This window comes from Thioalkalivibrio sp. ALE21, assembly GCF_003208255.1.
GTDB lineage: Bacteria > Pseudomonadota > Gammaproteobacteria > Ectothiorhodospirales > Ectothiorhodospiraceae > Thioalkalivibrio > Thioalkalivibrio halophilus.
Genome location: NZ_QKMA01000003.1, coordinates 180544 through 207540, shown reverse-complemented (window position 1 = coordinate 207540; position 26997 = coordinate 180544). Strand labels below are relative to the sequence as shown.

The following is a 26997-nucleotide window of genomic DNA, read 5'->3' as shown; positions in this document are numbered from 1 at the left end:
GAGAGAAGCGGGGAGCGCCGGGCCATGGCGCTCACCTTTTATGACGCATCACCGGCAGTGAAGTTCCCGGCCGTTCCTGTTCCGGACGGAAACTCGTCACAACCCGCGAAGCCGTGCGAAACCGCGGGGCTCACTCGCGTTCCGCGCGGGCCTGCAGGGTCGCCACCAGTTCATCCGCCGAAGTCCCGTGCGGATGGATTTCCAGCAGATCGCCCTCCGGCCCCACCAGGTAGGTGGACGAGCTGTGATCGATCACGTAGCCCATCGCGGACTGGCTGTCGGTCTTCTCGTAGAACACCCCGTACTGCTCCACCGCCGGCTCCAGCGCCTCGTGCGGGCCAGTGGCCGCCTGGATCCGGGGATGGAAATGGTCGGTGTACTCCGCCAGGTGCTCGCGGTCGTCACGCTCGGGATCCACGCTGACAAACACCGCGCTGACCCGGTCCTCCAGCGATTCGGGGAGCTGCTCCAGCGCCATCCGGATCCATCCGAGACTGACCGGGCAGGCATCCGGGCAGGAGGTGTAGCCGAAATAGAGCCACACATACTGTCCCTCCAGATCGCGCAGATCGAAGGCCTCCCCCTCGGTGGAGACCGGCAGCTGGAACGGGCCGCCGGTCACCCGGTCGGCCACCGGGATGTCTTCGTGAGTGGTGGCCTCGCCGGCTGGGGGGGGCCCCGGGACGAGCCAGACATACAGCAACAGCGCGGCCGCGGCGACAGCGGCCAGGGCCCACAGCAGGGTGGTAAAGGGAAGTCGGGACATCGCGCGCAATCCTCGGTGGAAGCCAGTACGTCAGTGGTCGCGGGCGGTGACGAAGCGATACTGTACCCGCGCGGCGTCGCCGTCGCCTTCCGGCAGCACGGTCGCCGCCCAGGTCATCGCCTCGGTGGTGCAGATCGGCAGGGTGGTGGTGCCGGCGTATTCACCCGGGCCCACGCGTTCCAGGCGCGGGCGCTGGAAGCCCATGTACATCTCGACCCCGGCAAAATCCAGCTCGATCCACTCGGGGTCGCTGCCATCGTGCCCGACATGCCGCAGATGCAGCTCCAGCTCCTGCAGCATGGGCACCGGGCGCGGGGTGATCTCGAGGGTCATCTCGCCGCCCTCCGGGTGCTGCGCGGTACAGGCCCCTTCATTGAGATCGCAGATCTCCGGGGTCACCACCACGACATTGTCGCTGCCGTCACCGCCGGCCAGGTAGCGGTCCGCCGCCACCCAGCCGGCCGCCAGCAGCAGGCCCGCGACCAGCCACGGGGCCGCGCGGTTGAACCCGCGGGCCAGTGATTCGAGATCCCCCATGCTCAGCCTCCGGCTCCGACAGGGGCCTCAGTGGGCATCATCCCAGTTATCTCCGACGCCGATGTCCACCAGCAGCTCGACATCCAGCTCGGCCGCCCCGCCCATCGCGCGGCGGGCCCGCTCGCCCAGGGTCTCCACCGCACCCTCGGCAACCTCGAACACCAGTTCGTCGTGCACCTGCATGATCATGCGGGCATCGAGCCCGTTGCCGTCCAGGTCCTGCGCCATGCGCACCATCGCACGCTTGATGATGTCGGCCGCGGTGCCCTGCATCGGGGCATTGATTGCCACGCGTTCGGCCTGCTGCCGGCGGGCCCCGTTGCGGCTGTTGATCTCGGGCAGGTAGAGCCGGCGCCCGAACAGGGTTTCCACATAGCCCTGCTCGCGCCCGCGTTCGCGCGCCCGCTCCATGTAGGCGTGCACGCCGGGATAGCGGTGGAAATAGCGGTCGATGTACTCCCGCGCCTCGGCCTGCTCGATGCCCAGGTTGCGCGCCAGGCCCCAGGCCGACATGCCGTAGATCAGACCGAAGTTGATCGCCTTGGCCGCGCGGCGCTGCTCGCCGGTGACCGCGTCCGGGTCGGCGCCGAACACCTCCGCCGCGGTCGCGCGGTGGATATCCAGACCGTCGGCGAAGGCCTGCAGCAGGCCGGCGTCCTGCGACAGATGGGCCATGATCCGCAGCTCGATCTGCGAATAGTCGGCCGCCAGCAGGCGGTACCCCGGCTCGGCAATGAACGCCCGGCGGATGCGCCGGCCGGCCTCGGTGCGCACCGGAATGTTCTGCAGGTTGGGCTCGGAGGACGACAGGCGCCCGGTGGCCGCGCCGGCCTGGTGATACGAGGTATGCACCCGCCCGGTCTCCGGGTGGATACGCCGCGGCAGGGTCTCGGTATAGGTACTGCGCAGCTTGGACAGGCCACGGTGCTCCAGGATCAGCCGGGGCAGGGCGTAGTCGTCCGCCATCTGCTCCAGCACGTCCTCGGCGGTGGAGGGCTGGCCCTTGGGCGTGCGCCGCAGCACCGGCAGGCCCAGGCGCTCGAACAGGATCTCCTGGATCTGCTTGGGCGAGCCGAGATTGAACTCGGTACCGGCCTCGTCGAAGGCCTCGCGCTCGATGCGCTCCATCTCGCTCAGCAGCTCCTGGCTCTGCTCGCCGAGCAGGTCCGGGTCCACCTTCACGCCGGCGCGCTCGATGTCCGCGAGCACCGGCACCAGCGGCATCTCGATCTCGCGGTAGACGAAGGCCGGGCCCTCGGCCTCGTTCAGGCGCGGCCGGAACAGGGCGTCCAGACGCAGGCAGATGTCCGCGTCCTCGCCGGCATAATCGGTGGCGATGCCGACGTCCACCTCGGCGAACGGGATCTGTTTCGCCCCCTTGCCGGCCACGTCTTCGTATTTCGTGGTGCGGTGATCCAGATGGCGCTCGGCCAGGGAATCCAGGTCGTGCCGGTTGGCGCCGGCGTCGAGGCAGAACGACTGCAGCATGGTGTCATCGACGATGCCGCGCAGCACGATGCCATGGTTGCCCAGCACGTTGCGGTCGTACTTGAGGTTATGGCCGAGCTTGCCGTGTTCGGCCGATTCCAGCCACGGCCGCAGGCGCTCCAGGGTCGCCTCGCGCGGGAGCTGCGGATCGGCATCCGGACCGCTGTGGGCCAGCGGCAAGTAGTACGCGGTACCCGCCTCGAACGCGAAGGACATGCCGATCAGCTCGGCCCGCATTGCCTCCAGGCTGCTGGTCTCGGTGTCAAACCCGACCCGCGCGGCGCCCTGCAGGCGTTCCAGCAGCTCCGTGAATGCCGCCTCGTCCCGCACGGTGTGATATTGCGCCGCCTGCCCCGGATCGGCATCACCGCCGTTACCGGAGGCATCGCCCCCGGCGTCGCCGCCTTCCAGCTCCGCCCGCCAGCGGGAGAACCCGTGGTGGCGCACCCGCTCCAGCAGCTGCTGCGAATCGGGCTCGCGCAGCTCGAGGTCGTCGGGGCCCAGCGGGAGATCGACATCCCGGCGCACGGTGATCAGCTCGCGCGAGGTCGGCAGGCGATCGGCCGCGGCGCGCAGATTCTCGCCGATCTTGCCGCCGATCTCGTCGGCCCGCTCGAGGATGGTGTCGAGGTCGCCGTACTTCGCGATCCATTTGGCCGCGGTCTTGGGCCCGACCTTCTCGACCCCCGGGATGTTGTCCACGCTGTCGCCCATCAGCGCGAGGTAGTCGACGATCTGCCCCGGCTCCACGCCGAACTTCTCGCGCACCCCGGCGGGATCCAGCACCGTCCCGCTCATGGTGTTGACCAGGGTCACGTGGCCATCCACCAGCTGCGCCAGGTCCTTGTCGCCGGTGGAGATGACCACCTCCTGCCCGGAGGCCGCGGCACGGTCGGCCAGGGTGGCGATCACGTCATCCGCCTCCACCCCTTCCACGCACAGCAGCGGGAAGCCCATCAGCTGCACCAGCTCGTGCAGCGGCTCGATCTGCGCCGCCAGCTCCTCCGGCATCGGCGGCCGGGTGGCCTTGTATTCAGGGTAGATCTCGTCGCGGAAGGTGGGCCCCTTCGCGTCGAACACCACCCCCATGCGCTCGGGGGCATAGTCCGCGCGCAGCTTGCGCAGCATGTTGGCCACGCCGTAGAGCGCCCCGGTGGGGTGGCCGTCGGGGGCGGTCAGCGGGGGCAGGGCGTGGTAGGCCCGGAACAGGTAGGAGGAACCGTCGACCAGGACGAGCGGGGCTTGCGACATCATGCGGATCCGGCTGGGCTTGCGAGGGAAGCATTCTAGCAGGCTGCGGGGCCCGGCCCGAGCAACGCCGGCGCGATTTGTACGCCCGTCGGGCCACGGTTAGTCTAGGCGCCCCAGAGTGCAAAGAATGCGCCCCGATGAACGATCAAGATCGAGCGGAACACCCCGGGCTGCGGCCCATCGACGATTCCTCGCTGACCCGCGAGAGCTGGAAGATCTTCCAGATCATGGCGGAGTTCGTGGAGGGCTTCGAACGCCTGGCGCACATCAAGCCCTCGGTCAGCGTGTTCGGGTCGGCACGCATCCCGTCGGACCACCCGGATTATCTGCTCGCGGAGCAGATCTCGCGCCAGCTGTCGGACGCGGGTTTCGCGGTCGTCAGTGGCGGCGGGCCGGGCATCATGGAGGCGGCCAACAAGGGGGCGTTTGCCGGTCACTCGCCCAGCATCGGGCTCAACATCCAGCTGCCGCACGAACAGCACGCCAACCCGTACCAGGACATCGGGCTGGGGTTCCGGCACTTCTTTTCGCGCAAGGTGATGTTCGTCAAGTACGCCTCCGCCTACGTGGTGCTGCCGGGCGGCTTCGGCACGCTGGACGAGCTGGCCGAGATCCTGACCCTGGTGCAGACCGGCAAGACCCGCCGCATCCCGGTGGTGCTGGTGGGCAGCAAGTTCTGGGAAGGCCTGCTGCAGTGGTTCGAGGACGCGCTGGTCACCCATGGCACCATCGATGCCGAGGACCTCAATCTATACTCGGTGGTGGACACCCCCGAGGAGGTCGTGGACGTGATCTTCGAGTACTACGAGGCCCGCAGCTTCGAGCCCTCGGCGGAAGAGAAACAACGACTGATGGAGCTCTGATGATGACGAGCACCCGCGCCACGGCGCTGGCCGCTGCCCTGCTGGGCCTTTTTCTCGCCGCCGGGCCGCTGGCGGCCCAGGACTTCGAGGACGCCCCGCCACCGCCCGACATGCCCGACGAGGCCGCCCCGCCTCCGGTACTGGACGAGCGCGCCCGCCAGCTGCAGGAGCTGGAGGAAGCCGACGTCATCATCATGGAGCGCGACGGCGAGACCCGGCGCGAATACCGCGTGGACGGCGACCTGGTGATCGTTGAGGTCAACCCCGCCGCCGGACCCACCTACTACCTGGTGGATGTCACCGGGGAAGGCGACCTGCGGCGCCGTGACGACCTTTCCCCCGATTTCACCCCGCCTCGCTGGAGGATCCTGGAATGGTAAGCACACAGTCGACCGTGGAACTTCCGGCCGCGGGTGCCGCGGCGCTGGAAGCGGCCTTTGCCGCCGCCCGGGCGGCCGGCGCGCCCGTGGGGCTGCCCGCCGCCGGCGATGCCCCGCAGCTCGACGGGGATCGCGCGCGCTGGACCCTGGAGCGCGGCAACGCCGCGGAGCCCGGGGCGATCGCCAGTGGTCCCGGCACGCCGGAGGCGCTGGGCCGCCTCGCCGCCCGCTGGCAGGCCTGGCATCCGGCGGAGGTCCTGCCGCAGGACAGCGTCTGGCGCCGCGGCGTGCTGCAGCAGCAGCTGCGCGAACGCACCGAAGACCTGAGCTCAACCCTGGACGAACAGGCGCGCGAACAACTGAACCGGGAGCTGCATCATCAGGGGCTGTACCGGTTCGAGGACCTGCCGGTGGCCGGCAGCTTCTGGCACTCGGTCAGGCGGCACGGCGAGCACACCGGACTGGCGGATCTGACGATCCCGCCGGCCCCCGTGCCGGCGTTCTGGCAGCTGGCGCGCATCGCACTTGCGGTGAGCGTGAACGAGGCGGGCGAACTGGACCGCGAACGTTACCGGGCCCTGCTGGGCGGCTATCACCAGGAGCGCCCGCTGAGCGCGATCGAACGCGGCGCCGCCCCGACCCTGCTGCGCATGGCCGCGCTCGACGACTGGCTGGAACGCATCGAGGCCGGCCGCGCACCCGCGGGCCCCGATCCGCGCCTGGCCGGCCTGCAGGACGCCGGCACCCGGGTGCAGTCGGTATGGGTAAGGCCCGCCGCCTGATGACCCCGCGGGCCTCCCTCGCGGGGCTTTTGGCCCTGGCCATCGCCGGGGCGCCGGGCATCGGCGTTCTGGCCTCCACCGAGGTCCACCGCTGGGTGGATGAAGACGGTGTGGTGCATTTCTCCGACGAGGCGCCGGGCGACGGGCGCAGCGAACGCATCGAGGTTCAGGAGCCGATGGGCGCCGTCCCCCTGGAGAATGCCCGCGAGATCCTCGAACGTCCGATCCGGCGGCCGGGAGAAGACCCGACGGACGACGATCCGGAGGAAGACGCGGCCGCGGACGAAGAGGCCGACGAAGAAGACGAAACTTCGATCGAGGACGTCCCGGTGCCCGTGGAACTGGTGGATTTCTGAACCGCCCGCGAACGTCGCACCACAATAATGCACGGAATGCCTTATAATGGGGCAATGACTGCACCTTATCGGCGCATGCCCGCGCAATGCCCCCGGACGAAGCGCCCCGGCCCCCCGTGACCATGCTGGCGCGCTTCATGCTTAAAGCCGGATGATGAGCCCGCATACGCCCCGTCCGTCCCCTCCGCTGCCCACCCCTCCGTGGTGGGACGACCTGTCCACGGCCGTCATGGTCACCGACGGAGAACTGCGACTGCAGGCCATGAACGGTTCCGCCGAGGTCCTTCTGGGACTCAGCCGCGAACGCATCCTCGGGCACCCGCTCGGCCACTGGCTGCATCTGGACCGCAACCTGTCCACACGCCTGCGCAGCGCGCTGGTCCAGGACCAGCCGATCACCCTGCGGGCGCGCCAGATGGAACCCCTGCGCGCGGAGAGCTTCCTCGCCGATGTGATCATCACCCCGCTGCAGGGCGAGGGCGACGAACCCGGGCGGCTGCTGTTCGAGCTCAGCGCCATCGACCGCCACGAACGGATCTCGCGCGAGGAGCAGCTACAGAAGCAGCAGGCCATCTCGCGCGCAGTCACGCGCGGGCTGGCGCACGAGATCAAGAACCCGCTGGGCGGCCTGCGCGGTGCCGCGCAGCTGCTGGCCGGGGAACTGGATGATCCCGACCTGCGCGAATACACGCGCATCATCATCCACGAGGCCGACCGCCTGCGTGCCCTGGTGGACCGCATGCTCGGCCCCAACAACATGCCGCAACGGACATCGGTCAACCTGCACGAGATCCTCGAGCACGTGCGCGGCCTGATCAGTGTGCAGCTGCCGCTGGGCGTGAAGATCCGCGGCGACTACGACCCGTCGATCCCGGAGATCAAAGCGGATCGCGACATGCTGGTACAGGCGCTGCTCAATCTGGTGCAGAACGCGCTGCAGGCTCTGGGTGACGAGGGCGAGATCGTGCTGAGCTCGCGCATCCTGCGCCAGTACACCGTTTCCGGCAAACGGCACCGGCTGGTGGCGCGCCTGAGCGTGCGCGACAATGGCCCCGGAATCCCCGAGGAGGTCCGCGAACGGATCTTCTTTCCCATGATCACCGGTCGCGCCAGTGGCACCGGCCTGGGGCTGCCGATCGCGCAGAGCCTGGTGCAGCTGCATGACGGCCTGATCGAATGCCATTCACGGCCCGGCTCCACGCGCTTCGACATCCTCCTGCCCGTGGCCGGACCGCCCGCCAGCGAGAGCCCCGAGGCATGACTCCGACGGTCTGGATCATCGACGACGACGATTCCATCCGCTGGGTGCTGGAACGCGCCCTGAGCCGATCCGATATCGCGGTGCGCGGGTTCGAGTCCGCCGACGCGGCATGGGCGGCCCTGGAGACGGAAGACACCCCGGACACCATCGTCGCCGACATTCGCATGCCGGGGCTCAACGGGCTCGATTTCCTGGCGCGCATGCAGAGCCGGGGTGACGCGCCGCCGGTGATCATCATGACCGCATTCTCCGATCTGGAGAGCGCGGTGGGCGCCTACCAGACCGGGGCGTTCGAATACCTGCCCAAGCCGTTCGACGTGGACGAGGCGGTGGCCCTGGTTCAGCGTGCCCTGGAGGCTCGCCGTGACAGCCTGGCGGCCGCAACGCCCGACGAGGGCAGCGCCGAGGAAACCCCGATCATCGGCGAGGCGCCGGCGATGCAGGAGATGTTCCGCGCCATCGGCCGCCTGTCACGCTCCAACATCACGGTGCTGATCAACGGCGAATCGGGCACCGGCAAGGAGCTGGTCGCACGCGCGCTGCATCAGCACAGTCCGCGGGCGGGGCAGCCGCTGATCGCCCTGAACACCGCGGCCATCCCCAAGGACCTGCTCGAGAGCGAGCTGTTCGGCCACGAGCGGGGGGCCTTTACCGGCGCCAGCCAGACGCGCAAGGGCCGCTTCGAGCAGGCCGACGGCGGGACCCTGTTCCTCGACGAGATCGGCGACATGCCGTTCGACCTGCAGACCCGCCTGCTGCGGGTGCTGGCCGACGGGACCTTCTACCGGGTGGGCGGGCATACCCCCATCCATACCGACGTGCGCATCATCGCCGCGACCCACCAGGACCTGGAGGAGCGAGTGCGCGCGGGTCAGTTCCGCGAGGACCTGTTCCACCGCCTCAACGTGATCCGCATCCATGTGCCGTCGCTGCGCGAGCGGCCGGAAGACATCCCGCTGCTGGTGAATCATTTCATGAGCGAGGTCGCCACCGAGCTGGGCGTGGAGCCCAAGGTGATGCGCCCCGAGGTGGTCGCGGAGATGCAGCGCCTGCCATGGCCGGGCAATGTGCGCCAGCTGGAAAACACCTGTCGCTGGCTGACGGTGATGGCCTCCGGACGCGAGGTGCACCTGGACGACCTGCCGGCGGAACTGCGCCGCGATGACGCGCCCCGGTCCACGGATACGCCGCAACCGGGACCGGCCCGGACCGTGCCGGTCGAACCCCGGGAGTGGACCGATGAACTGGCGCGCGTGGCCCGCGAGCACTGGGAACGTGGCGACCGGGACGTGCTGGGAAGCCTGCAGCCGGCGATGGAACGCACGCTGATCCGCGAGGCGCTGCGGGCCTCGGGCGGACACCGCCAGCAGGCCGCGGCCCTGCTGGGCTGGGGCCGCAACACGCTGACGCGCAAGATCCAGGAGCTGGGTATGAACGAGGAGCGACCGTAACCGGCGGGCCCGGCCGCTGCCGGCGCGTCAGGCGCCGCAGCCGGAGAACCCCTCGTTCAGCTGCAGCCGCCCGGTCAGCTCGCTCACGTGGCCGATCCCGTGGCGGTCCATGTAGTCGTTGATGCCGGCGAGGATCTTCGGCAGGCACAGCGGATCGTAGAACAGCCCGGTGCCCACGCCCACGGTGCTGGCCCCCGCGAGCAGGAACTCCAGGGCATCCTCGGCGCGGGTGACCCCGCCCTGGCCGATGATCGGGATGCCATGGGCCCTGGCCACCTGGTGGACCTGGTGGACCTTCAGCAGCGCCACCGGCTTGATCGCCGGGCCCGACAACCCGCCCTGGTTGTTGCCGATCACCGCGCGGCCGCTCTCGGCATCCACCGCCATGCCCATCAGGGTGTTGATCACGGCAAAGCCGTCGGTGCCCGCCTCGATGCAGCGCCGGGCGTTCTCGGCGATGTCGGTCTGGTTGGGCGAGAGCTTGGTAATCAGGGGCTTCTGCGTGACCGAACGGCAGGCCTCGACCACCCGCGCGGACATGTCCGGATCATTGCCGAAGGCGACCCCGCCTTCCTTCACGTTGGGGCAGGAGATGTTGATCTCGATCGCGTCCACCGGGGAATCGTCGAAGGCCCGGGTGACCGCGATGTATTCCTCGATGGTGGAGCCGGAGACGTTGGCGATGAAGCGCGTCTCGTCGTAATCCAGCCCCGGCAGGATCCCGCCGACCACCTGTTCGACCCCGGGATTCTGCAGGCCGATGGCGTTGAGCATGCCCTCCGGGGTCTCGTACACCCGGTGCGGGGGGTTGCCGGGCCGGGCGGCCCCCGTAGTGCCCTTGAGGCACACCGCGCCGGCATCGCGGTTGGAAAAGCCGGCCACCCGGGTATATTCCTCGCCGAAGCCGACACAGCCGGACAGCAGCACCAGAGGCGTGTTGAAATGCAGCCCGCAGAATTCCAGGGAGAGCCGCGAATCGTCGCGCGCTTCGCTCATGTTTCACATCGTCCTGTATCAGCCCGAGATCCCGCCGAACACCGGGAACGTCATTCGTCTGGCCGCCAACACCGGGGCGGCCCTGCATCTGATCCACCCGCTGGGCTTCAGCCTGGACGAGAGCCGGCTGCGCCGCGCGGGGCTGGATTACCGGGAATGGGCCCGGGTCCGCGAGTATGACAGCCTGGCCGCCTGGCGGGAATCCGTGGCCCCGCGGCGGGTGTTCGCGATCACCACGCGCGGGAGCAGCCGCTTCGATAACCCGGCGTTCGCCGCGGGCGATGCCTTCCTGTTCGGCCCCGAGAGCCGCGGCCTGCCGCAGCAGGAACTGGACGCGATCCCGGAGGAGCGGCGCCTGCGGCTGCCGATGCAGCCCGGCAGCCGCAGCCTCAATCTCGGCAATTCGGTCGCGGCGGTGATCTACGAGGCCTGGCGCCAGCTGGACTTCGCCGGCGGCGAATGAGCCGATGGGTCAGATATTCTCGGCGACCGGGTCGCGCTCCAGCAGGCGCCGCACCGCGTCGTGCACCCGCCGGCCACGGTAGAGCACCGCGTGCACCTCCTCGCAGATCGGCATCTCCACGCCGGCGGCATGCGCGCGTTCCACCGCCACGCGCGCGGTCTCGACCCCTTCCACCGACTGGCCCACCCGCTCGCGCGCGGTCGCCAGGTCGTAACCCTGGCCCAGCAAAAGACCGACGCGGCGGTTGCGCGACTGGTCGTCGGTGCAGGTGAGCAGCAGATCGCCGAGGCCGGACAGCCCGGTCAGGGTCTGCGGCCGCGCCCCCAGGGCCTCGCCCAGGCGCTGCAACTCGGCCAGCCCGCGGGTCAGCAGCGCGGCGCGGGCGTTGGCGCCGAACCCGGCCCCGTCGGCGATACCGGAGGCCACCGCGAGGACGTTCTTGAACGCCCCGCCCAGCTCCACGCCGATCACGTCGGGGTTGCCGTAGATGCGCATGGAACCGCCGTGGAAGGCATCGGCCAGACGTCGCCGGCGCTCCGGGTCGGCCGAGGCGGCGGTGAGGGCAGTGGGCTGACCGCGCGCGACCTCGGCGGCGAACGAAGGCCCGGAGATCAGAGCCGCCGGCTGTCCGGGGCCGAGTTCCGCCTCGGCCACCTCGTGCAGCCAGGCACCGGTCCCGGTTTCCAGCCCCTTGGTGGCCCAGGCCACGACCTGCCCCGGTTCCAGCCGGGGCCGCAGCCAGCGCAGGGTCTCGCGGAAGGCGCCCGAAGGCACGACCACCAGCACCAGGTCGACGCCGTCGACGACCTCCGACGCGGCGGTCACCCGCAGGTTGCGCGGGAAGGTCAGGCCCGGGAGATAGCGGGGATTCTCGCGTTCGCGCTGGAGGCGCTCGGCGGTCTCAGCCGAACGCCCCCACAGCCGCACGTCGTCGTGCAGGCGTGCGGCATGCACCGCCAGGGCGGTCCCCCAGGAACCGGCCCCCAGTACCGCGATGCGCATGCGCCGGGCCGGCTCAGGGGTTTTCGCTGGCCGTGACGGCGGCGCCGTTGCCTCCCTGGCCCTGACCCGAACCTTCCTGCTGTTCCTTCAGGTGCTTGGCATACAGCGCGTCGAAGTTGACCGGCTGCAGCAGCAGCTGCGGGAATCCGCCCTTCAGGACCAGGTCGGCAACCGTCTCGCGGGCGAAGGGGAACAGCGCATTGGGGCAGTAGGCGCCCAGCAGCTGATTGCGTTGCTCCTCGGAGAAACCGCGCACGATGAACACCCCGGCCTGCTTGATCTCGACCAGGTAGCCGGTCTCGCCGTTGGATTCGGTGGTGACCGTCAGGCCCAGCTCGACCTCGTAGACCCCTTCCTGCTCGCCCACCGGGCGCGCCTGGGTGTTGAGCTGGATGCCGGTCTCGCCCTTCCATTCCTTGAGGAAGATCTCCGGGGCGCCGGGGGCCTCGAAGGACAGGTCCTTGATGAAGACCTTCTGCATGGAGAATTCGGGGCCGTCGGAGCCCTGGCCGCCCTGTGCGGCCGCGTCGGTCTGGTTTTCTTCAGCCATGGTGCGTTCGGATCCTTTCAGGTGTTCGTGGAATCGCCGGCGTCCACGCCCCCGCAGGCCTCGATCAGGCGGTCCAGCTCGCCGGACCGTTCCATGGCCTGGAGTTCATCGTAGCCGCCGATATGGGTGTCCCCCAGGAAGATCTGCGGGACGCTGGTGCGTCCGTCCGCCCGCTGTTCCATCTCGTGGCGCAGCCCGGAGTCCCGGTCGATGCGGTATTCGTCGAAGCCGAGGTCGCGCTGGTTCAGCAGGCGGCGGGCGAGGATGCAGAACGGGCAGTGCCCGGTAGAGTAGACCTCGAAGCGCATGTCACTTCTTCTTCAGCGGCATGCCCGCATTTTCCCATGCCTGGATGCCACCGGAAAGATTGACCACGTCCTCGAAGCCGGCCGCCGTCAGCTGGTTCGCAGCCATGGAGGACCGGTTACCGCTACGGCAATAGACCACCACGGGGCTGGACTTCCACGCCTCGATGTCCTGCATGCGCTTTTTCAGTTCGCCGAGGGGGATATGCTTCGCGCCACCGATGCGGCCGCCGGAGACCTCGTTGTGCTCGCGCACATCCAGCACCAGGGCATCATCCTGGTTCATTACGCGCACCGCTTCGGTGGGCGCCAGCTCGCGGTACTTGCGCGTCAGGCGCCGGAACTCGGCGTAGATGATCAGGGCAAGCACCGCGATCAGGGCGCCTGTCAGAATCGGGTTGTTGGCAAGGAATTCGGGCAGTCGTTCAAGCATGCGGGAGACCGGTCGGGATTCAGGAACGGCAGAAGACGTCCTGCATCATACCGATCAGGCGCAGGGTGCGGGAGTCCCCCACGCGGTAATAGACCCGATTGGCGTCCTTGCGCGTGGCCAGGATGCCCTTGTCACGCAGGATTCCGAGGTGCTGGGAAATATTGCTCTGCGAGGTCCCGACCTGATCCACGATTTCCTGTACGCTGACCTCCCGGTCGCCCAGAATGCACAGGATCTTGAGCCGCAGCGGATGGGACATGGCCTTGAGCGAGCGCGAGGCCCTCTCGATATCCTCGTCCTGCGACATCAGTTCGTCTTCGATGCACGGTTCGTCGCTCACGGCAGCCTCTCGTTCGGAGGGGCATGACCCCTGCCACTGGGTGAGAATATTAGAACGCAAACGTACCCCGATATGCGGATTCACGCAATCTTGTCCCTGTCGTTTTCATGGGTTGGCCTGCTGCTGGCGGGCATGCTGGTTGCCGTGCCGGCCACGGCGCTGGAACCCGAGGCGGAGCTGGAAAAGACCCTGGAGGCCATCCGGGACGTCGAACGCTCGCTGGAGGAACGCCGCGAGGCGGTCGACGACCTGGAAGACCGGATCGCCGCATCCGCACGGGGCGCAGGTGAACAACGCGAGCGTCTGGATGAACTGAAACGCCGCCGCGAGGCCCAGGAGGAGGTGATAGCCGAGCACGAGGCCCGCGTGGCCCGGCGCGAGGAACGGCTGCACGAGCAGCGACGCGACGCGGCCCGACTGGTACACGACCAGTGGCTGCAGGCGCGCCATGGGCAGGGTGATCGGCCCACGGAAGACGGCCAGCGGCACCACCCCGTTTACGCCGCCGCCATTCAGCAAGCTCGGGAACGGGCCCTGGCGGGCCTGCATGAACGGATCGAGGAGCTGCAGACGGCCCGGGCCGGTCTGGCGAAGGAACGCGACCGGCTGGCTCGCCGCGAGACGGAAACCCGCGAAGCCATGGCCGAGCTGGAGCGCCAGGACGCCGCCCGCCGGGCGGCACTGGAGGAACTCGAGGCGGCCATGGAAGACGAGGCGCTCGAACTGGAACGCCTCGAACGCAACGCCGAGACCCTGGATCGCGTGATCGCGGAGATCGAAGAACAACGCCGTGCCACCAGCCGCGAAAAAGAATCGGGCGAGGAGGCAGCCCCTCGGTCCCGCGCAGTCAATCCGGATGTCCCGTTCGCGGATCTGGAAGGGGAGTTGCCGCGACCGGTGGATGCGCCGGTCATCCGCGATTTCGGCAGCGAACGCCGGGGCAGTCTGCGCAGCCAGTGGAACGGGGTAGTACTGGAGGCGCCCTCCGGCGCGCCGGTGCGGGCAGTGCATCAGGGTCGCGTGGTCTATGCGGACTGGATGCAGGGCTACGGGTTCCTGGTGATCCTGGATCACGGGGACGGTTATCTGACGCTGTACGGCAACCTCGAAGACATCCTCGCCGGGCCGGGGGAATCGGCCGATGCAGGCGAGCCGGTGGGACGCGCCGGGGAAGGCAGCCCCGCCATCGCGCCGGGACTGTACTTCGAAGTGCGGCGTGAGGGGCGGACATTGAACCCGCAGGCATGGTGGCCGTCACAGTAAGGGCGGAATGCTAGAATTCGGAGCATAACCGCAGAAAGACCTCGGACAAGGGATACTCTGATGAACAAGCTTTTCCATTCCGGCTACGGCCTGCTCACCGGCCTCGTTCTGGGCATCATGCTGAGCGTCTCCGTTGGCGTGTACGCCGGGCGCGACGATGCCGCCGGTCTGTCGGCACTGCCGGTCGAGGACCTGCAGCGCTTTACCGACGTTTACATGCGCATCAAGCGCAACTACGTCGAGGAAGTCGACGACAGCGAACTGCTGGACAATGCCATTCAGGGCATGCTGACGGGGCTCGACGAGCACTCTTCCTACCTCGACGAGGACGACTTCCGTGACATGGAAGCGGGAACCTCGGGCGAGTTCGGCGGCCTCGGGATCGAGGTCGGGATGGAAGACGGCTTCGTGAAGGTCATCGCTCCGATCGACGACACGCCGGCGGATCGTGCGGGCATCCAGGCGGGTGACCTCATCGTGCGTCTGGACGGTGACTCGGTGCGCGGCATGACCCTGTCGGATGCCGTCAGCCGGATGCGTGGCGAACAGGGGTCCGACATCACCCTGACGGTGGTGCGCGACGGCGAGGATCAGCCGCTGGAGATCACCATCACGCGCGACATCATCCAGGTGGAATCCGTCCGCTCCGAGATGCTGGAAGAGGGCTACGGCTACGTACGCGTCAGCAACTTCCAGACGCGCACGGCGCGGGATCTGGTCAGCGCGATCGAGGAGCTCAAGGAGGCCAACGGGCTGAAGGGCCTGGTCCTGGACCTGCGCAACAACCCGGGCGGGATCCTCAACGGCGCGGTGGGCGTGTCCGACGCCTTCCTGGACGGTGGACGGATCGTCTACACCGAGGGCCGTCTGGACGAGGCGCAGATCGAATATGACGCCTCGCCGGGGGATGTCCTCGATGGCGTGCCGATGGTGGTGCTGGTCAACCGCGGTTCGGCGTCGGCTTCCGAGATCGTCGCAGGTGCCCTGCAGGACCATGGTCGCGCGATCATCATGGGACAGAACAGCTTCGGCAAGGGATCGGTGCAGACCATCCTGCCGCTGTCCGAGCAGACCGGGATCAAGCTGACCACCGCGCGCTACTTCACCCCGGACGGCCGGTCCATCCAGGACGAAGGCATCAATCCGGACATCGCGCTCGACGAGAGACTGCGGGTGTCGCGGTCGGAAGACGATGAACCCGCGCGGCGCGACCTGCCTGAAGACGTCGAAGACGAGGAAGAAGAAAGCCTGGCCGAGCGCGACTTCGGGCTTAACGAGGCCCTCAATCTCCTCAAGGGCCTGAATTTCTACAACGGACGCTAGCTGGGAGGAGCGCGATGACGCGAGTGCTCGTACCTCTGGCCTCTGGCTCGGAAGAGCTGGAGGCCGTGACCATGATCGACCTGTTCCGGCGGGCCGGGTTCGAGGTCACGGTGGCCGGTCAGGAGGCCGGGCCGGTCACCTGCTCGCGCGCGACGGTGATCCAGCCGGAAAGCGACCTCGAGTCCGCGCTCGGCGAGGATTTCGATCTGATTGCCATTCCCGGGGGACTGCCGGGCGCGAATCACCTGCGCGATGACCCGCGGCTGATCGCGCGACTGCAGAAACAGGCGGAGGCCGGCCGGCATGTGGCGGCCATCTGTGCGGCCCCCAAGGTGCTGGCGCAGGCCGGGTTGCTGCAGGATCGCCGGGCGACCTGCTTTACCGGCGCCCTCGACGGCACCGGAGTGGAGTCGAGCGGAGCGGCCGTGGAGATCGACGGTACCGTGATTACCGGACGTGGCCCCGGGGTGGCGATGGATTTCGCCCTGGCGGTGATCGAAGAACTGGCGGGCCGCGAAACCCGCGAAGCGGTGGAGGGTCCGCTCCTGCGGGCCTGAGGCGGACCGCCGGAACGGACGTGATGCCGGGTCGGCGAGGGGGCCGAATCGGCGAGGGGGCTCGCCTCCTACAGGGAGGTCGAACCCTGGCCCCGGCAGGAGGCCGGACCTCCGGCCGATTTTGCGTCCGGCCAATCGCCTGCGCCGGGTCGGCGAGGGGCTCGCCTCCTACGGGCAGGTCGAACCCTGGCCCCGGCAGGAGGCCGGCCCTCCGGCCGATTTTGCGTCCGGCCAATCGCCTGCGCCGGGTCGGCGAGGGGCTCGCCTCCTACGGGCAGGTGGAACTCTGGCCCCGGTAGGAGGCCGGCCCTCCGGCCGATTTTGCGTTCGGCCAATGCCTGCGCCGGAACGGCGCGGGGGCTCGCCTCCTGCAAGGAGGCCGAACACGGAAATCGCGTCAGTCGGCGCGACGCAGGAACGGCCGCTGTCCGGACTGCACGGCGCGACGGATGAAGTCCGCACGGCCGCCTTCACGCTGGTTGACCTCATCCGCGCACTGGGACGGCTCGTAGGCTGCGGCGGACAGCATCACTTCCAGCTCGGCCACGTCCACCTTCGGATCGGTCAGCTGGTCGGAGGTCACGTTCAGATGACGCCCCACCTCCCAAAACATGCGCGGATTCCACATCTTGGTCTGCACCCGCGGCGAGTTGAACAGTTCGACGCAGCGCTGATTGATCTGTTGCTGATCCATCGGATACTCCGGTCACGGTTTTCAGGACGCCGGGGAATCTAGCGAAGCCGGCGCGGCAATACAAGCCATGTACGCTATTCCACGGTCACGGACTTGGCGAGATTGCGGGGCTGATCGACGTCCGTGCCCTTGAGCACCGCGGTGTGATAGGCGAGGAGCTGCAGCGGGATCGCGAACAGTACCGGCGCGATCCAGGGATTCAGCGGACCGCTCTGCGGCATCCCGATCCAGGTGTCATCCGAACCCAGGGCACGCGCAGCAGCCGCTTCCCCGATCACGATGAGCTCGCCGCCCCGGGCACGCACCTCCTGGAGATTGCTGGCGAGCTTCTCCAGCTGGGCGTCATCCGGCGCGACCGCGATCACCGGCATCTCGGCATCCACGAGCGCCAGGGGACCGTGCTTGAGCTCGCCGGACGGGTAGGCCTCGGCATGGATGTAGGAGATCTCCTTCAGCTTCAGGGCGCCTTCCAGGGCGATCGGATAGTGCACACCGCGGCCCAGGAACAGCGCGTGGTGGCGTTCCACGAGATGCTCCGCCACCTGCGCCAGGCGGCCGTCCAGCTGCAGGGTGGCTTCCGCCATCGCGGGCAGGGACTGCAGGGCCCGGATCCCGTCCTGGCGATCACCATCCGCAAGGCGGGCGGCCCGCGCCGTATCGCCCAACAGGAGCACCAGCACCGCCAGCGCGGCCAGCTGGGTCGTAAAGGCCTTGGTTGAGGCCACTCCGATTTCGGGGCCCGCCTGAGTCATCAGGACCAGATCGGCGAGACGAGCCATGGTGCTCTCGGGCACATTGCAGATGGCGAGACGCGCGGCGAAGGGCTCTTCCCGCGCCTGGCGCAGGACCGCGAGAGTATCAGCAGTTTCTCCCGACTGGGACAGCACCAGCAACAGGGTCCCCGGCGCCACGACATGCCGACGATAACGGTATTCGCTCGCCACCTCGACCTGTGCCGGCATGCCGAGATAATCCTCGATCCAGTACCGCGCGACCATCCCCGCGTGGTAGCTCGTGCCGCAGGCCACGATCTGGACCGAGCTCACTTCCTGCAGCAGGCGGTCGGTGTCCGGACCCAGAAGATTGGGCAGAACACCATCGTGCCCGAAACGCCCCGCCAGCGTGTCGTACAGTGCCCGGGGCTGTTCGTGGATTTCCTTGAGCATGAAATGGCGATATTCGCCGCGGTCGGCGATCGTCACCTCGCACCGGGTTTCGCGAGCTTCGCGGACGACCGGCTGTCCGGCCACGTCCTCGATCTCGACCCGGTCGCGGTAGAGCACAGCGATATCGCCTTCTTCCAGGTCGATAAACCGCTGGGTGACCGGAAGGAGGGCCTGCATGTCCGAGGCGGCGAAATTTTCGCCGATTCCCAGTCCGAGCAGGAGCGGGGACCCGTGGCGAGCGACGATGATGCGATCGGGCGCGTCGGAAACACTCACCGCCAGTGCCCATGCACCCTGCAGCCGGGCGCAGGTGCTCCGGACTGCCGCCACCGGTTCCTGACCCGCCTCCAGCGCCTGTTCGACCAGGTGGGCGATGACTTCGCTGTCGGTGTCGGATGCACAGGCCCAGCCATCGTCGGCCAGCGCATCGCGCAGGGCCGCGTGGTTCTCGATGATGCCGTTGTGCGCGATGGCGACACGCCGGTCGCGCGACAGGTGGGGGTGGGCATTCACCTCGGACGGCCGACCATGGGTCGCCCACCGGGTGTGGGCGAGGCCAGCGTGACCGTGGATACCGGTCCGGGCGACGCGATCTTCCAGCGCCGCCACCTTGCCCTCGGTCCGCACCATGTCGATTCCGCCGGCTCCGGTGACCGCAATGCCGGCGGAGTCATAGCCGCGGTACTCCAGGCGATGGAGGCCTTCGATCAACAGCGGGACGATATTGCGTTCGGTGATTCCGGCAACCAGTCCGCACATGGTTCAGTCCCCGCTTTTGGTTGGATTGGGGCCGGCTGCGCCTGACTCAGGCTGCCTGGCCGGACGCTGCCAGCCCTCTACGGTTCGTGCCGGTGCCCGCGTGAGCGCCAGGGCCCCGTCCGGGACATCACGGCTGATGGTGGAGCCCGCACCCACGGTCGCCCCGGCACCAATGGTGACCGGTGCGACAAGCGCCGTATTCGAGCCGATGAACGCATCCGCACCAATCTCGGTGTGATGCTTGTTGGCGCCGTCGTAATTGCAGGTGATGGTGCCGGCGCCCAGATTGGCGCCGGCACCCACACGGGCATCCCCGACATAGGCGAGATGGTTGGCCTTCGCACCCGAATCCAGGCGCGCGTTCTTCACCTCGACGAAATTGCCGACACGAACGTCCTCGGCAAGATCGGCGCCCGGCCGCAGGCGCGCGAACGGGCCCGCCTCGGCCCGCTCACCGAGCCGCGCGCCCTCAACCACCGTATACGGCTGCAGCCGCGCGCCGGAGGCGATACGACAGTCACGCAGCACGCAGCCGGGGCCGATTTTCACGTCGTCCCCGAGGACCACCGTGCCCTCCAGGACCACGTTCACGTCCAGACGGCAGTCCTGCCCGAACTGCAGCGTACCGCGGCAATCGAATCGGGCCGGGTCGGCCAGTGCCAGACCCTCGCGCATGTATTTTTCGGCGATATCCCTCTGGAGCAGACGTTCCTGCACCGCAAGCTGGGCCCGGTCATTCACGCCCAGAACGGCATCGGGATCCTCGCTGTCGACCAGTGCCACCGATTGACCCTCGCCGCGAGCGACTTCCACCACGTCCGTGAGGTACCACTCGCGTTCGCTACCCGGCGCCGGTGCGCATGCGCCCAGCCATCGCCTCAGCGCGACCGCATCCCCGGCAAGCACACCCGTATTAATCCGCGTGACGGCAGCTTCCGACGCACTGGCTTCCTTGTCCTCGACAATGCACTCCAGGTTGCCCTGCGCATCTTCGATCAGCCGCCCGTAGCCTCGAGGATCGGCCACCCGCGTTCCGAGCACCGCCAGACTCTCACGGGCGCGAGCACAACCCTCCAGATCTGCGACCGGAATCCTCGGCACGTCGCCATACAGCACCAGGACCCGTGCCCCGTCGGGAACAGCCTCCAGGGCGCGGGCCACCGCATGGCCGGTCCCGCCAGGGTGTCCCTGATCCACCCAGTGGATGTCCTGTCGGGACGCGAATTCACCTTCCACTGCCTGGCGTCCGTGACTCACCACCACATGCCTGGCTTCCGCGCGGAGCGCGTCCGCCCGTTCCAGCACGTGGGCAAGCATCGGGCGCCCACCCAGCGGTTGCAGCACCTTCGGCAGGGGCGAACGCATCCGCGTCCCCTTGCCCGCCGCCAGTATGATCAGATGCAGTGTTTCCACGTTTCACCTTCCATCCCGAGTGCCCGGTCGGGGCCACAAACAACAAGGCCGCCCAGAACAGGCGGCCTTGCACTGCTTCCCTGCCGTGTCCGTCGCCTCAGCGGCGCCGACGCAGCTTTTCGATCATCTGCAGCCGGGCCGCGGCTTCCACAAGCTCGGCCTGCGCCTTGGCATAATCGAAGTCGGCCTGCTTGTCGGCCAGGGCTTCCTCCGCCCGCTTCTTGGCCTCGAGCGCCTCGGCCTCGTCCAGGTCCTTCGCACGGACCGCGGTATCCGCGAGCACCGTGACGTGGCGCGGCTGCACCTCCATCACCCCCCCGGAGACGAACACCGGCTGGGGCTCTGCCCCTTCCTTTTCCTGGATGCGCAGTTCGCCGGGATTCAGACGAACGAGCATCTGCAGGTGACCGGCATACACGCCGACCTCGCCTTCCTCGGCCGGGGCCGCGATCATCTCGGCCGTGCCGGAGTAGATCGACTCCTCGGCACTGACCACGTCCACATGCATTGTCATTGGCATGACAGGTGCTCCTTAGCCGAGTTTGTCGGCCTTCTCGACGGCTTCCTCGATGGTACCCACCATGTAGAACGCCTGCTCGGGCAGGTGATCGTACTCACCGTCCACGATGGCCTGGAAGGCACGGATGGTGTCCTTGAGCGACACGTACTTGCCGGGGGCACCGGTGAACACTTCCGCCACAAAGAACGGCTGCGACAGGAAGCGCTGGATCTTGCGGGCCCGGGCCACGACCAGCTTGTCGTCTTCCGACAGCTCGTCCATGCCGAGGATCGCGATGATGTCCTTCAGCTCCTTGTAGCGCTGCAGCGTACCCTGCACCGCACGCGCGGTATCGTAGTGCTGCTGGCCGATGATCTGCGGATCCAGCTGACGCGAGGTCGAATCCAGCGGATCCACCGCCGGGTAGATCCCCAGTTCGGCGATCTGGCGCGACAGCACGACGGTCGCGTCAAGATGCGCAAACGTCGTGGCCGGGGACGGGTCGGTAAGGTCGTCCGCCGGCACGTAGACCGCCTGGATCGAGGTGATCGAGCCCTTCTTGGTCGACGTGATGCGTTCCTGCAGCACACCCATCTCTTCCGCCAGAGTCGGCTGGTAACCCACCGCGGAGGGCATGCGGCCCAGCAGTGCCGAAACCTCGGTACCGGCCAGCGTATAACGGTAGATGTTGTCGATGAACATCAGCACGTCGCGACCTTCGTCACGGAAGTACTCCGCCATGGTCAGACCGGTCAGCGCCACACGCAGACGGTTGCCCGGCGGCTCGTTCATCTGGCCGTAAACCAGAGCCACCTTGTCGAGGACGTTGGAATCCTTCATCTCGTGATAGAAGTCGTTCCCTTCACGAGTACGCTCACCGACGCCGGCGAACACGGAATAACCGCTGTGCTCGATCGCGATGTTACGGATGAGCTCCATCATGTTGACGGTCTTGCCCACGCCGGCGCCGCCAAACAGTCCAACCTTGCCACCCTTGGCAAAGGGGCACAGCAGATCGATCACCTTGATGCCGGTTTCCAGCAGATCGGTTGAACCCGCCTGCTCGTCAAAGCTGGGCGCCTTGCGGTGAATGGACCATTTTTCTTCGGTTTCCACCTCGCCGGCTTCGTCGACCGGCCGCCCGAGGACGTCCATCACGCGGCCCAGGGTCCCCTGACCCACCGGCACGGAGATCGGACCGCCGCTGCTGGTCACGGCCGTCTGACGCTTGAGGCCGTCGGTGCTGCCCATGGCGATGGTGCGCACGACCCCGTCACCCAGCTGCTGCTGGACCTCGAGGGTCAGGCCGTTTTCCAGGGTGAGGGCGTCGTACACCTTGGGCACTTCGCCGTGGGGAAACTCCACGTCCACGACAGCGCCGATGATTTCGACAATCTTTCCAGAGCTCATGCGTTCAATCCTCTAAGTCGTAATTCTTGCCGCGTCGGGCCTGCGGGAGCCGGTCTCTAGACCGCGGCGGCGCCGCTGACGATCTCGGAAATCTCCTGCGTGATCGCGGCCTGGCGTGCCTTGTTGTAGACCAGCTGGAGATCCTTGATCATCGTCCCGGCGTTGTCGGAGGCCGCCTTCATCGCCACCATCCGCGCAGCCATTTCGCAGGCCACGTTCTCGACTACGGCCTGATAGATCAGGGATTCCACGTAGCGCTCGACGAGGGTATCCAGGACCTCGTAGGGCTCCGGCTCGTAGATGTAGTCCCAGTGGTACTCGAGCTCGTCGTCGGAGCTCGGCGCCGTCGGCAGCAGCTGCGTGGTCCGGGGTTGCTGCGTCATGGTGTTGACGAACTTGTTCTCCACCAGGACCACGCGATCGATTTTCTCCTCACGGAAATCGTCGAGCAGGACCTTGACGGTTCCGATGAGGTCAGAGAGGTGCGGGCGGTCACCGAGATCCGTGGCCTGAGCCACGATATTGCCGCCAAGCCGCCGGAAAAACTGCAGTGCCTTGTTACCGAAGACGCAGAGGTCCACCTCGACCCCTTCCTCACGGTAACGCCGCATCTCCGCCACGGCCTGCTTGAACAGATTGGTGTTCAACCCGCCGCACAGACCCCGGTCGGTCGACACCACGATCATGGCGACACGCTTGACGTCGCGCTCGACCATGAACGGATGCCTGTACTGGGCGTTCGCCATGGCAACGTGACCGATCACGTCGCGGATCTTCTCGGCGTAGGGCCGGGACTCCTGCATGCGGTCCTGGGCCTTGCGCATCTTGGACGCGGCCACCATCTCCATGGCCTTGGTGATCTTCTGAGTATTCTGGATACTCTTGATCTGCGTCCGGATCTCCTTTGTGCCCGCCATTGCGCGCTCCCGTTACCAGGTGTTCTTGGACTTGAACTCGTCCAGGGCACTGGTCATGCGTTCCTGGATGGAGTCGTTGTAGTCACCGGTGCTGTTGATCTCGTCGAGCAGGGACTTCTGGTTCGAGCGCAGCCACGCCTGCAGTTCACGTTCGAAGTCGACCACCTTGTCCTCGTCGACGTCGTCCAGGTAACCCTGGTTCGCCGCGTACAGCGAGAACGCCATTTCGCCAATGGACATCGGCTTGTACTGACCCTGCTTCATCAGCTCGGTCACGCGCTTGCCGCGATCCAGCTGCTTGCGGGTCGTCTCGTCCAGATCGGACGCGAACTGCGAGAAGGCCGCCAGTTCGCGGTACTGGGCCAGATCCAGACGGACGCTGCCACCCAGCTTCTTGATGATCTTGGTCTGAGCCGAACCACCCACTCGCGAAACCGAGAGACCGGCGTTGATCGCCGGACGGATGCCCGAGTTGAACAGATCGGTCTCAAGGAAGATCTGACCGTCGGTGATGGAGATGACGTTGGTCGGCACGAAGGCGGAGACGTCGCCGGCCTGGGTCTCGATGATCGGCAGCGCGGTCAGCGAGCCGGTCTTACCCTTCACTTCACCGTTGGTGGCCTTCTCCACGTAATCCTCGTTGACGCGGGAGGCGCGCTCCAGCAGACGGGAATGCAGGTAGAAGACGTCACCCGGATAGGCCTCGCGACCAGGCGGGCGACGCAGGAGCAGGGACACCTGACGATACGCCCAGGCCTGTTTGGTCAGGTCGTCATAAACGATCAGTGCGTCTTCGCCCTTGTCGCGGAAGTATTCGCCCATGGCGCAGCCGGCGTACGGAGCGATGAACTGCATCGCGGCCGATTCGGAGGCGTTGGCGGCCACGATGATGGTGTTGTCCATCGCGCCGGCCTCTTCAAGCTTGTTCACCACCGAGGCGACCGAGGAGGCCTTCTGGCCCACGGCGACATAGATGCACTTAACGCCGGAGTCCTTCTGGTTGATGATCGCATCGATCGCCACCGCGGTCTTGCCGGTCTGACGGTCGCCGATGATCAGCTCGCGCTGGCCGCGGCCGACCGGGACCATGGCGTCAATCGCCTTGATGCCGCTCTGCAGCGGCTGGTCGACGCCCTGGCGCTCGATCACGCCCGGGGCCATGCGCTCGATTGGGCTGGTATGATCGGTCTCGATCGGGCCCTTGCCGTCCAGCGGTTGACCGAGCGAGTTCACGACACGGCCGAGCATCTGGTCGCCGACCGGCACCTCGAGGATACGGCCGGTGCACTTGACGGTGTCGCCCTCGCTGAGGTTCTGGTAGTCGCCGAGGATCACGACGCCCACGGAATCGCGCTCGAGGTTGAGCGCCATGCCGTAGACGTCCCCGGGGAAGGCGAGCATTTCGCCCTGCATGACGTCGCCCAGGCCGTGTACGCGGGCGATACCATCCTGCAGGCTGACCACCGTGCCTTCGTTGGAGGCCTCGGAGCCCGCATCGAACTGGTCGATGCGCTGTTTGATCAGATCACTGATCTCGGAGGGATTCAGTTGCATGATAATTTCCTCTTAGCGACTCAAATTGGCAGCCAGGCGGTCCAGCTGGCCTCGCACGGAGCCGTCGATGACCAGGTCGCCGGCGCGGATGATGGCCCCTCCAATAAGGGAGCTGTCGACCGAGGAGGTCAGATCCACCTCGCGACCGAGTCGTTGGGACAGGGCCTTGTGGATCTCTTTCTCCTGCGCCTGCGTGAGCTTGCGGGAGGCAATGACCTCGGCCTCCACGCGACTTTCCGCCTCGGCCTTCAGCGCATTGAACGCCTCGCTCACCGCCGGCAGGGCCGGCAGTCGACCGTTCTCGCCCAGGAGACGGACGAGGTTCGCCACGCCGTCGTCGAGCTTGCCCTCGGCGATGTCCAGCATGAGCTGGGCACGCTGGGCACGCGGGACCCGGGGGTTCGTGAGGAGATCGTGCACGCGGGAATCGCGGGCGATGGCCGCCAGCAACTCCAGCTGCTCGGCCCAGCCGGCAAGATCCTGGCCGTCGCGGGCCCGCTCAAAGGCGGCGCGAGCGTAGGGTCGGGCTACCGAAATCAGGTCTGACATAGCCTCTCCTTACAGCTTTGCGGCGAGCTTCTTGAGAAGGTCACCGTGGGCCTTGGCGTCAATCTCCTTGGCCAGGATCTGCTCGGCACCCTGAACTGCCAGGTCGGAGACCTGCTTGCGCAGCTCTTCCTTCGCGCGGTTGAGCTCCTGCTCGGATTCGGCCTGGGCCGATTCCTTGATTCGCTCCCCTTCCTCGCGGGCGGTGGTGCGGGCTTCCTCGACGAGCTCGTTGGCACGCTTCTGAGCGGAGGCGACGATGTCGTTGGCCTGCTGCTTGGCCTCCTTGATGACCTCGGTCGCTCGCTCCTGGGCCAGCTCCTGTTCCTTCTCGCCGCGTTCGGCGGCCGCGAGGCCGTCGGCGATCTTCTTGCGCCGTGCCTCCAGGGCCTGGGTCAGCGGCGGCCATACGAATCGCATGGTGAACCATACGAAAACGCTGAAGGCCAGCAGCTGCCCGATGATGGTGAGATTGATATTCATCCTGCTACCTCAGGTTGACGAGTGGTGAGGGATCCTCGTGACTCGATCAGCCCTTAGCCGAGAACGAACAGGACGTACAGGCCGATACCCACCGAGATCATCGGGACGGCGTCGGTCAGACCCACAACGATGAAGAAGTTGGTGCGCAGCATCGGGATCAGTTCCGGCTGACGGGCGGCGCCTTCGAGGAAGCGACCCCCGAGGGTGGCGACACCAATCGCGGCGCCGATAGCGGCCATGCCCATCATCAGAGCGGCGGCGATAATAACCAGAGCGTTAGCCATTTCCATCGTAATATCTCCAGTGAAGTTGAGACGGTCAGTTGAAGTTAAGGGTTATCAGTGGTCTTCCGAGTGAGCCATGTCCAGATAGACGATGGTCAGCACCATGAAGATGAAGGCCTGCAGCGGCACCACGAGGATGTGGAAGATCGCCCAGCCGACGTGCAGCACCCCCCCGGCAAGCCCGAACATCAGCCCGGCGGAGTACATCAGGCCGATGAGGATAAAGATCATCTCGGCGGCGTACAGGTTGCCGAACAGTCGCAGGGCGAGAGAAGCCGGCTTGGCCAGGAGGTCGACGACTTCCAGCACGAAGTTGGCCACCCAGGTCAGGGGCTTCAGCGGGGTGATGGAGGTCTGGAACGGCGCACCGGTCAGCTCCTTGACGAAACCCACCGGACCCTTGATCTTCAGCGAGTAATAGATGATGAGAATGAACACGCCCAGCGCCAGACCGATCGTCACGTTGATGTCGGTCGTGGGCACGATCTTGAAGTACGGGATGCCCAGCAGATAGGCGAGGTGCGGGATCAGATCCACCGGCACCAGGTCCATCAGGTTCAGGAGGAAGATCCAGATAAAGATAGTCAGTGCCAGCGGCGCGATGAGGTCGTTCTTGTGCTTGAACGAACCGCGCACGTTGGTGTCGACGAAGTCCATGATCCATTCGACGAAGTTCTGCCAGCCACCGGGGACACCGGCGGTGACCCGCTTTGCCGCGTAACGGAAGCTGAGGATGAACAGCAGGCCGAGGCCGATGGACCAGATCATCGAATCGACGTGGATGGCCCAGAAACCCATCTCGGCGGCCTCCGATGCGCTCATCGCGAAGCCGAGCCCGTCCTCCGGATGATACCCGAAGGTCAGGTTCGTGAGATGGTGATTGATATGGTCGTCCATTTCTGAAG

30 protein-coding genes are annotated in these 26997 nt (G+C 67.0%); 10 read left to right on the top strand and 20 right to left on the bottom strand.

Annotated elements, in window-relative coordinates; genetic code table 11:
* Positions 1-130: 130 nt before the first annotated feature.
* Genes D893_RS04210 through polA form a run of 3 tightly spaced genes read right to left on the bottom strand, consistent with a single transcriptional unit; the run spans position 131 to position 4042 of the window.
* Entirely contained in the window at positions 131-766 is a 636-nt protein-coding gene (locus D893_RS04210; protein WP_110619204.1) for an SCO family protein, read from the bottom strand.
* Positions 767-796: 30 nt separating this feature from the next.
* The gene (locus tag D893_RS04205) at positions 797-1303 is read right to left on the bottom strand and encodes a hypothetical protein (RefSeq protein ID WP_110619203.1); all 507 of its coding nucleotides are present in this window, start codon (positions 1301-1303) and stop codon (positions 797-799) included.
* Positions 1304-1330: 27 nt separating this feature from the next.
* The gene (gene polA, locus D893_RS04200; protein WP_110619251.1) at positions 1331-4042 is read right to left on the bottom strand and encodes a DNA polymerase I; all 2712 of its coding nucleotides are present in this window, start codon (positions 4040-4042) and stop codon (positions 1331-1333) included.
* 137 nt (positions 4043-4179) lie between these two features.
* Between polA and D893_RS04195 the strand changes: the two genes are divergently transcribed.
* The 6 genes from D893_RS04195 to ntrC all read left to right on the top strand — a co-directional run bounded on the left by D893_RS04195 (position 4180) and on the right by ntrC (position 9135).
* A complete protein-coding gene (locus tag D893_RS04195) occupies positions 4180-4905 on the top strand; it encodes a TIGR00730 family Rossman fold protein (RefSeq protein WP_018947224.1) in 726 nt (241 codons plus the stop codon).
* On the top strand, positions 4905-5285 hold the full coding sequence (locus tag D893_RS04190; RefSeq protein WP_018947225.1) for a DUF2782 domain-containing protein: 381 nt from the start codon (positions 4905-4907) through the stop codon (positions 5283-5285). Before D893_RS04195 ends, D893_RS04190 begins: the two co-directional genes overlap by 1 nt.
* On the top strand, positions 5279-6067 hold the full coding sequence (locus tag D893_RS04185; protein WP_110619202.1) for a hypothetical protein: 789 nt from the start codon (positions 5279-5281) through the stop codon (positions 6065-6067). The genes D893_RS04190 and D893_RS04185 overlap by 7 nt, the downstream gene beginning before the upstream one ends.
* Positions 6046-6423, top strand: coding sequence for a DUF4124 domain-containing protein (locus D893_RS04180; RefSeq protein WP_110619201.1), 378 nt, complete (start codon positions 6046-6048; stop codon positions 6421-6423). The genes D893_RS04185 and D893_RS04180 overlap by 22 nt, the downstream gene beginning before the upstream one ends.
* A gap of 154 nt (positions 6424-6577) precedes the next feature.
* Positions 6578-7684 (top strand): nitrogen regulation protein NR(II), encoded by a 1107-nt coding sequence (glnL, locus tag D893_RS04175; RefSeq protein WP_110619200.1) that lies wholly within the window; start codon positions 6578-6580, stop codon positions 7682-7684.
* On the top strand, positions 7681-9135 hold the full coding sequence (ntrC, locus tag D893_RS04170) for a nitrogen regulation protein NR(I) (RefSeq protein WP_018947229.1): 1455 nt from the start codon (positions 7681-7683) through the stop codon (positions 9133-9135). The genes glnL and ntrC overlap by 4 nt, the downstream gene beginning before the upstream one ends.
* A gap of 27 nt (positions 9136-9162) precedes the next feature.
* Here the strand turns inward: ntrC and D893_RS04165 are convergent, their stop codons facing one another.
* Positions 9163-10131, bottom strand: coding sequence for a dihydroorotate dehydrogenase (locus D893_RS04165; protein WP_018947230.1), 969 nt, complete (start codon positions 10129-10131; stop codon positions 9163-9165).
* Between D893_RS04165 and D893_RS04160 the strand changes: the two genes are divergently transcribed.
* A complete protein-coding gene (locus D893_RS04160) occupies positions 10130-10594 on the top strand; it encodes a tRNA (cytidine(34)-2'-O)-methyltransferase (RefSeq protein WP_110619199.1) in 465 nt (154 codons plus the stop codon). The two genes, D893_RS04165 and D893_RS04160, sit on opposite strands and share 2 nt — an antisense overlap.
* A gap of 9 nt (positions 10595-10603) precedes the next feature.
* Here D893_RS04160 and D893_RS04155 read toward each other — a convergent pair whose 3' ends face one another.
* From D893_RS04155 to D893_RS04135, 5 genes are read right to left on the bottom strand one after another with little or no spacing between them, the layout of a single operon-like run.
* Positions 10604-11596 carry an NAD(P)H-dependent glycerol-3-phosphate dehydrogenase gene (locus D893_RS04155; protein WP_019022530.1) on the bottom strand — a complete coding sequence of 331 codons (993 nt, stop codon included), beginning with the start codon at positions 11594-11596 and terminating at the stop codon, positions 10604-10606.
* A gap of 13 nt (positions 11597-11609) precedes the next feature.
* Positions 11610-12146: a protein-export chaperone SecB gene (gene secB, locus D893_RS04150; protein ID WP_018868918.1), complete on the bottom strand. Its 537-nt coding sequence runs from the start codon at positions 12144-12146 to the stop codon at positions 11610-11612.
* Positions 12147-12163: 17 nt separating this feature from the next.
* Entirely contained in the window at positions 12164-12454 is a 291-nt protein-coding gene (gene grxC / locus D893_RS04145; RefSeq protein WP_018868917.1) for a glutaredoxin 3, read from the bottom strand.
* Position 12455: 1 nt separating this feature from the next.
* Positions 12456-12884, bottom strand: coding sequence for a rhodanese-like domain-containing protein (locus D893_RS04140; protein ID WP_018868916.1), 429 nt, complete (start codon positions 12882-12884; stop codon positions 12456-12458).
* Positions 12885-12903: 19 nt separating this feature from the next.
* Positions 12904-13191 carry a metalloregulator ArsR/SmtB family transcription factor gene (locus D893_RS04135; protein ID WP_051073636.1) on the bottom strand — a complete coding sequence of 96 codons (288 nt, stop codon included), beginning with the start codon at positions 13189-13191 and terminating at the stop codon, positions 12904-12906.
* Between the two features lie 105 nt (positions 13192-13296).
* Here D893_RS04135 and D893_RS04130 point away from each other — a divergent pair, with 105 nt between their 5' ends.
* From D893_RS04130 to D893_RS04120, 3 genes are read left to right on the top strand one after another with little or no spacing between them, the layout of a single operon-like run.
* Positions 13297-14487, top strand: coding sequence for a peptidoglycan DD-metalloendopeptidase family protein (locus D893_RS04130; protein ID WP_110619198.1), 1191 nt, complete (start codon positions 13297-13299; stop codon positions 14485-14487).
* Positions 14488-14547: 60 nt separating this feature from the next.
* Complete coding sequence (locus D893_RS04125) at positions 14548-15810, top strand: S41 family peptidase (RefSeq protein WP_110619197.1); 1263 nt, start codon at positions 14548-14550, stop codon at positions 15808-15810.
* 14 nt (positions 15811-15824) lie between these two features.
* Entirely contained in the window at positions 15825-16367 is a 543-nt protein-coding gene (locus D893_RS04120) for a DJ-1 family glyoxalase III (RefSeq protein WP_110619196.1), read from the top strand.
* A 397-nt stretch (positions 16368-16764) separates the two neighbouring features.
* Here the strand turns inward: D893_RS04120 and D893_RS04115 are convergent, their stop codons facing one another.
* From D893_RS04115 to atpB, 11 genes are all read right to left on the bottom strand, one after another.
* Positions 16765-17061 carry a hypothetical protein gene (locus D893_RS04115; RefSeq protein WP_018947236.1) on the bottom strand — a complete coding sequence of 99 codons (297 nt, stop codon included), beginning with the start codon at positions 17059-17061 and terminating at the stop codon, positions 16765-16767.
* 74 nt (positions 17062-17135) lie between these two features.
* A complete protein-coding gene (glmS, locus tag D893_RS04110) occupies positions 17136-18986 on the bottom strand; it encodes a glutamine--fructose-6-phosphate transaminase (isomerizing) (RefSeq protein ID WP_018947237.1) in 1851 nt (616 codons plus the stop codon).
* Between the two features lie 3 nt (positions 18987-18989).
* Entirely contained in the window at positions 18990-20399 is a 1410-nt protein-coding gene (glmU, locus tag D893_RS04105; protein ID WP_110619195.1) for a bifunctional UDP-N-acetylglucosamine diphosphorylase/glucosamine-1-phosphate N-acetyltransferase GlmU, read from the bottom strand.
* Positions 20400-20496: 97 nt separating this feature from the next.
* Complete coding sequence (locus tag D893_RS04100; protein WP_110619194.1) at positions 20497-20919, bottom strand: F0F1 ATP synthase subunit epsilon; 423 nt, start codon at positions 20917-20919, stop codon at positions 20497-20499.
* Between the two features lie 12 nt (positions 20920-20931).
* A complete protein-coding gene (gene atpD / locus D893_RS04095; RefSeq protein WP_018947239.1) occupies positions 20932-22308 on the bottom strand; it encodes a F0F1 ATP synthase subunit beta in 1377 nt (458 codons plus the stop codon).
* A gap of 56 nt (positions 22309-22364) precedes the next feature.
* A complete protein-coding gene (atpG, locus tag D893_RS04090; RefSeq protein ID WP_018947240.1) occupies positions 22365-23225 on the bottom strand; it encodes a F0F1 ATP synthase subunit gamma in 861 nt (286 codons plus the stop codon).
* Between the two features lie 12 nt (positions 23226-23237).
* Positions 23238-24779 (bottom strand): F0F1 ATP synthase subunit alpha, encoded by a 1542-nt coding sequence (gene atpA / locus D893_RS04085; RefSeq protein ID WP_018947241.1) that lies wholly within the window; start codon positions 24777-24779, stop codon positions 23238-23240.
* Between the two features lie 12 nt (positions 24780-24791).
* Positions 24792-25328 (bottom strand): F0F1 ATP synthase subunit delta, encoded by a 537-nt coding sequence (locus D893_RS04080; protein ID WP_018947242.1) that lies wholly within the window; start codon positions 25326-25328, stop codon positions 24792-24794.
* 9 nt (positions 25329-25337) lie between these two features.
* A complete protein-coding gene (locus tag D893_RS04075; protein ID WP_018947243.1) occupies positions 25338-25808 on the bottom strand; it encodes a F0F1 ATP synthase subunit B in 471 nt (156 codons plus the stop codon).
* Between the two features lie 53 nt (positions 25809-25861).
* Entirely contained in the window at positions 25862-26098 is a 237-nt protein-coding gene (gene atpE, locus D893_RS04070) for a F0F1 ATP synthase subunit C (protein ID WP_018868902.1), read from the bottom strand.
* A gap of 48 nt (positions 26099-26146) precedes the next feature.
* Positions 26147-26989 (bottom strand): F0F1 ATP synthase subunit A, encoded by an 843-nt coding sequence (gene atpB, locus D893_RS04065; protein WP_019022541.1) that lies wholly within the window; start codon positions 26987-26989, stop codon positions 26147-26149.
* Between the last annotated feature and the right edge of the window lie 8 nt (positions 26990-26997).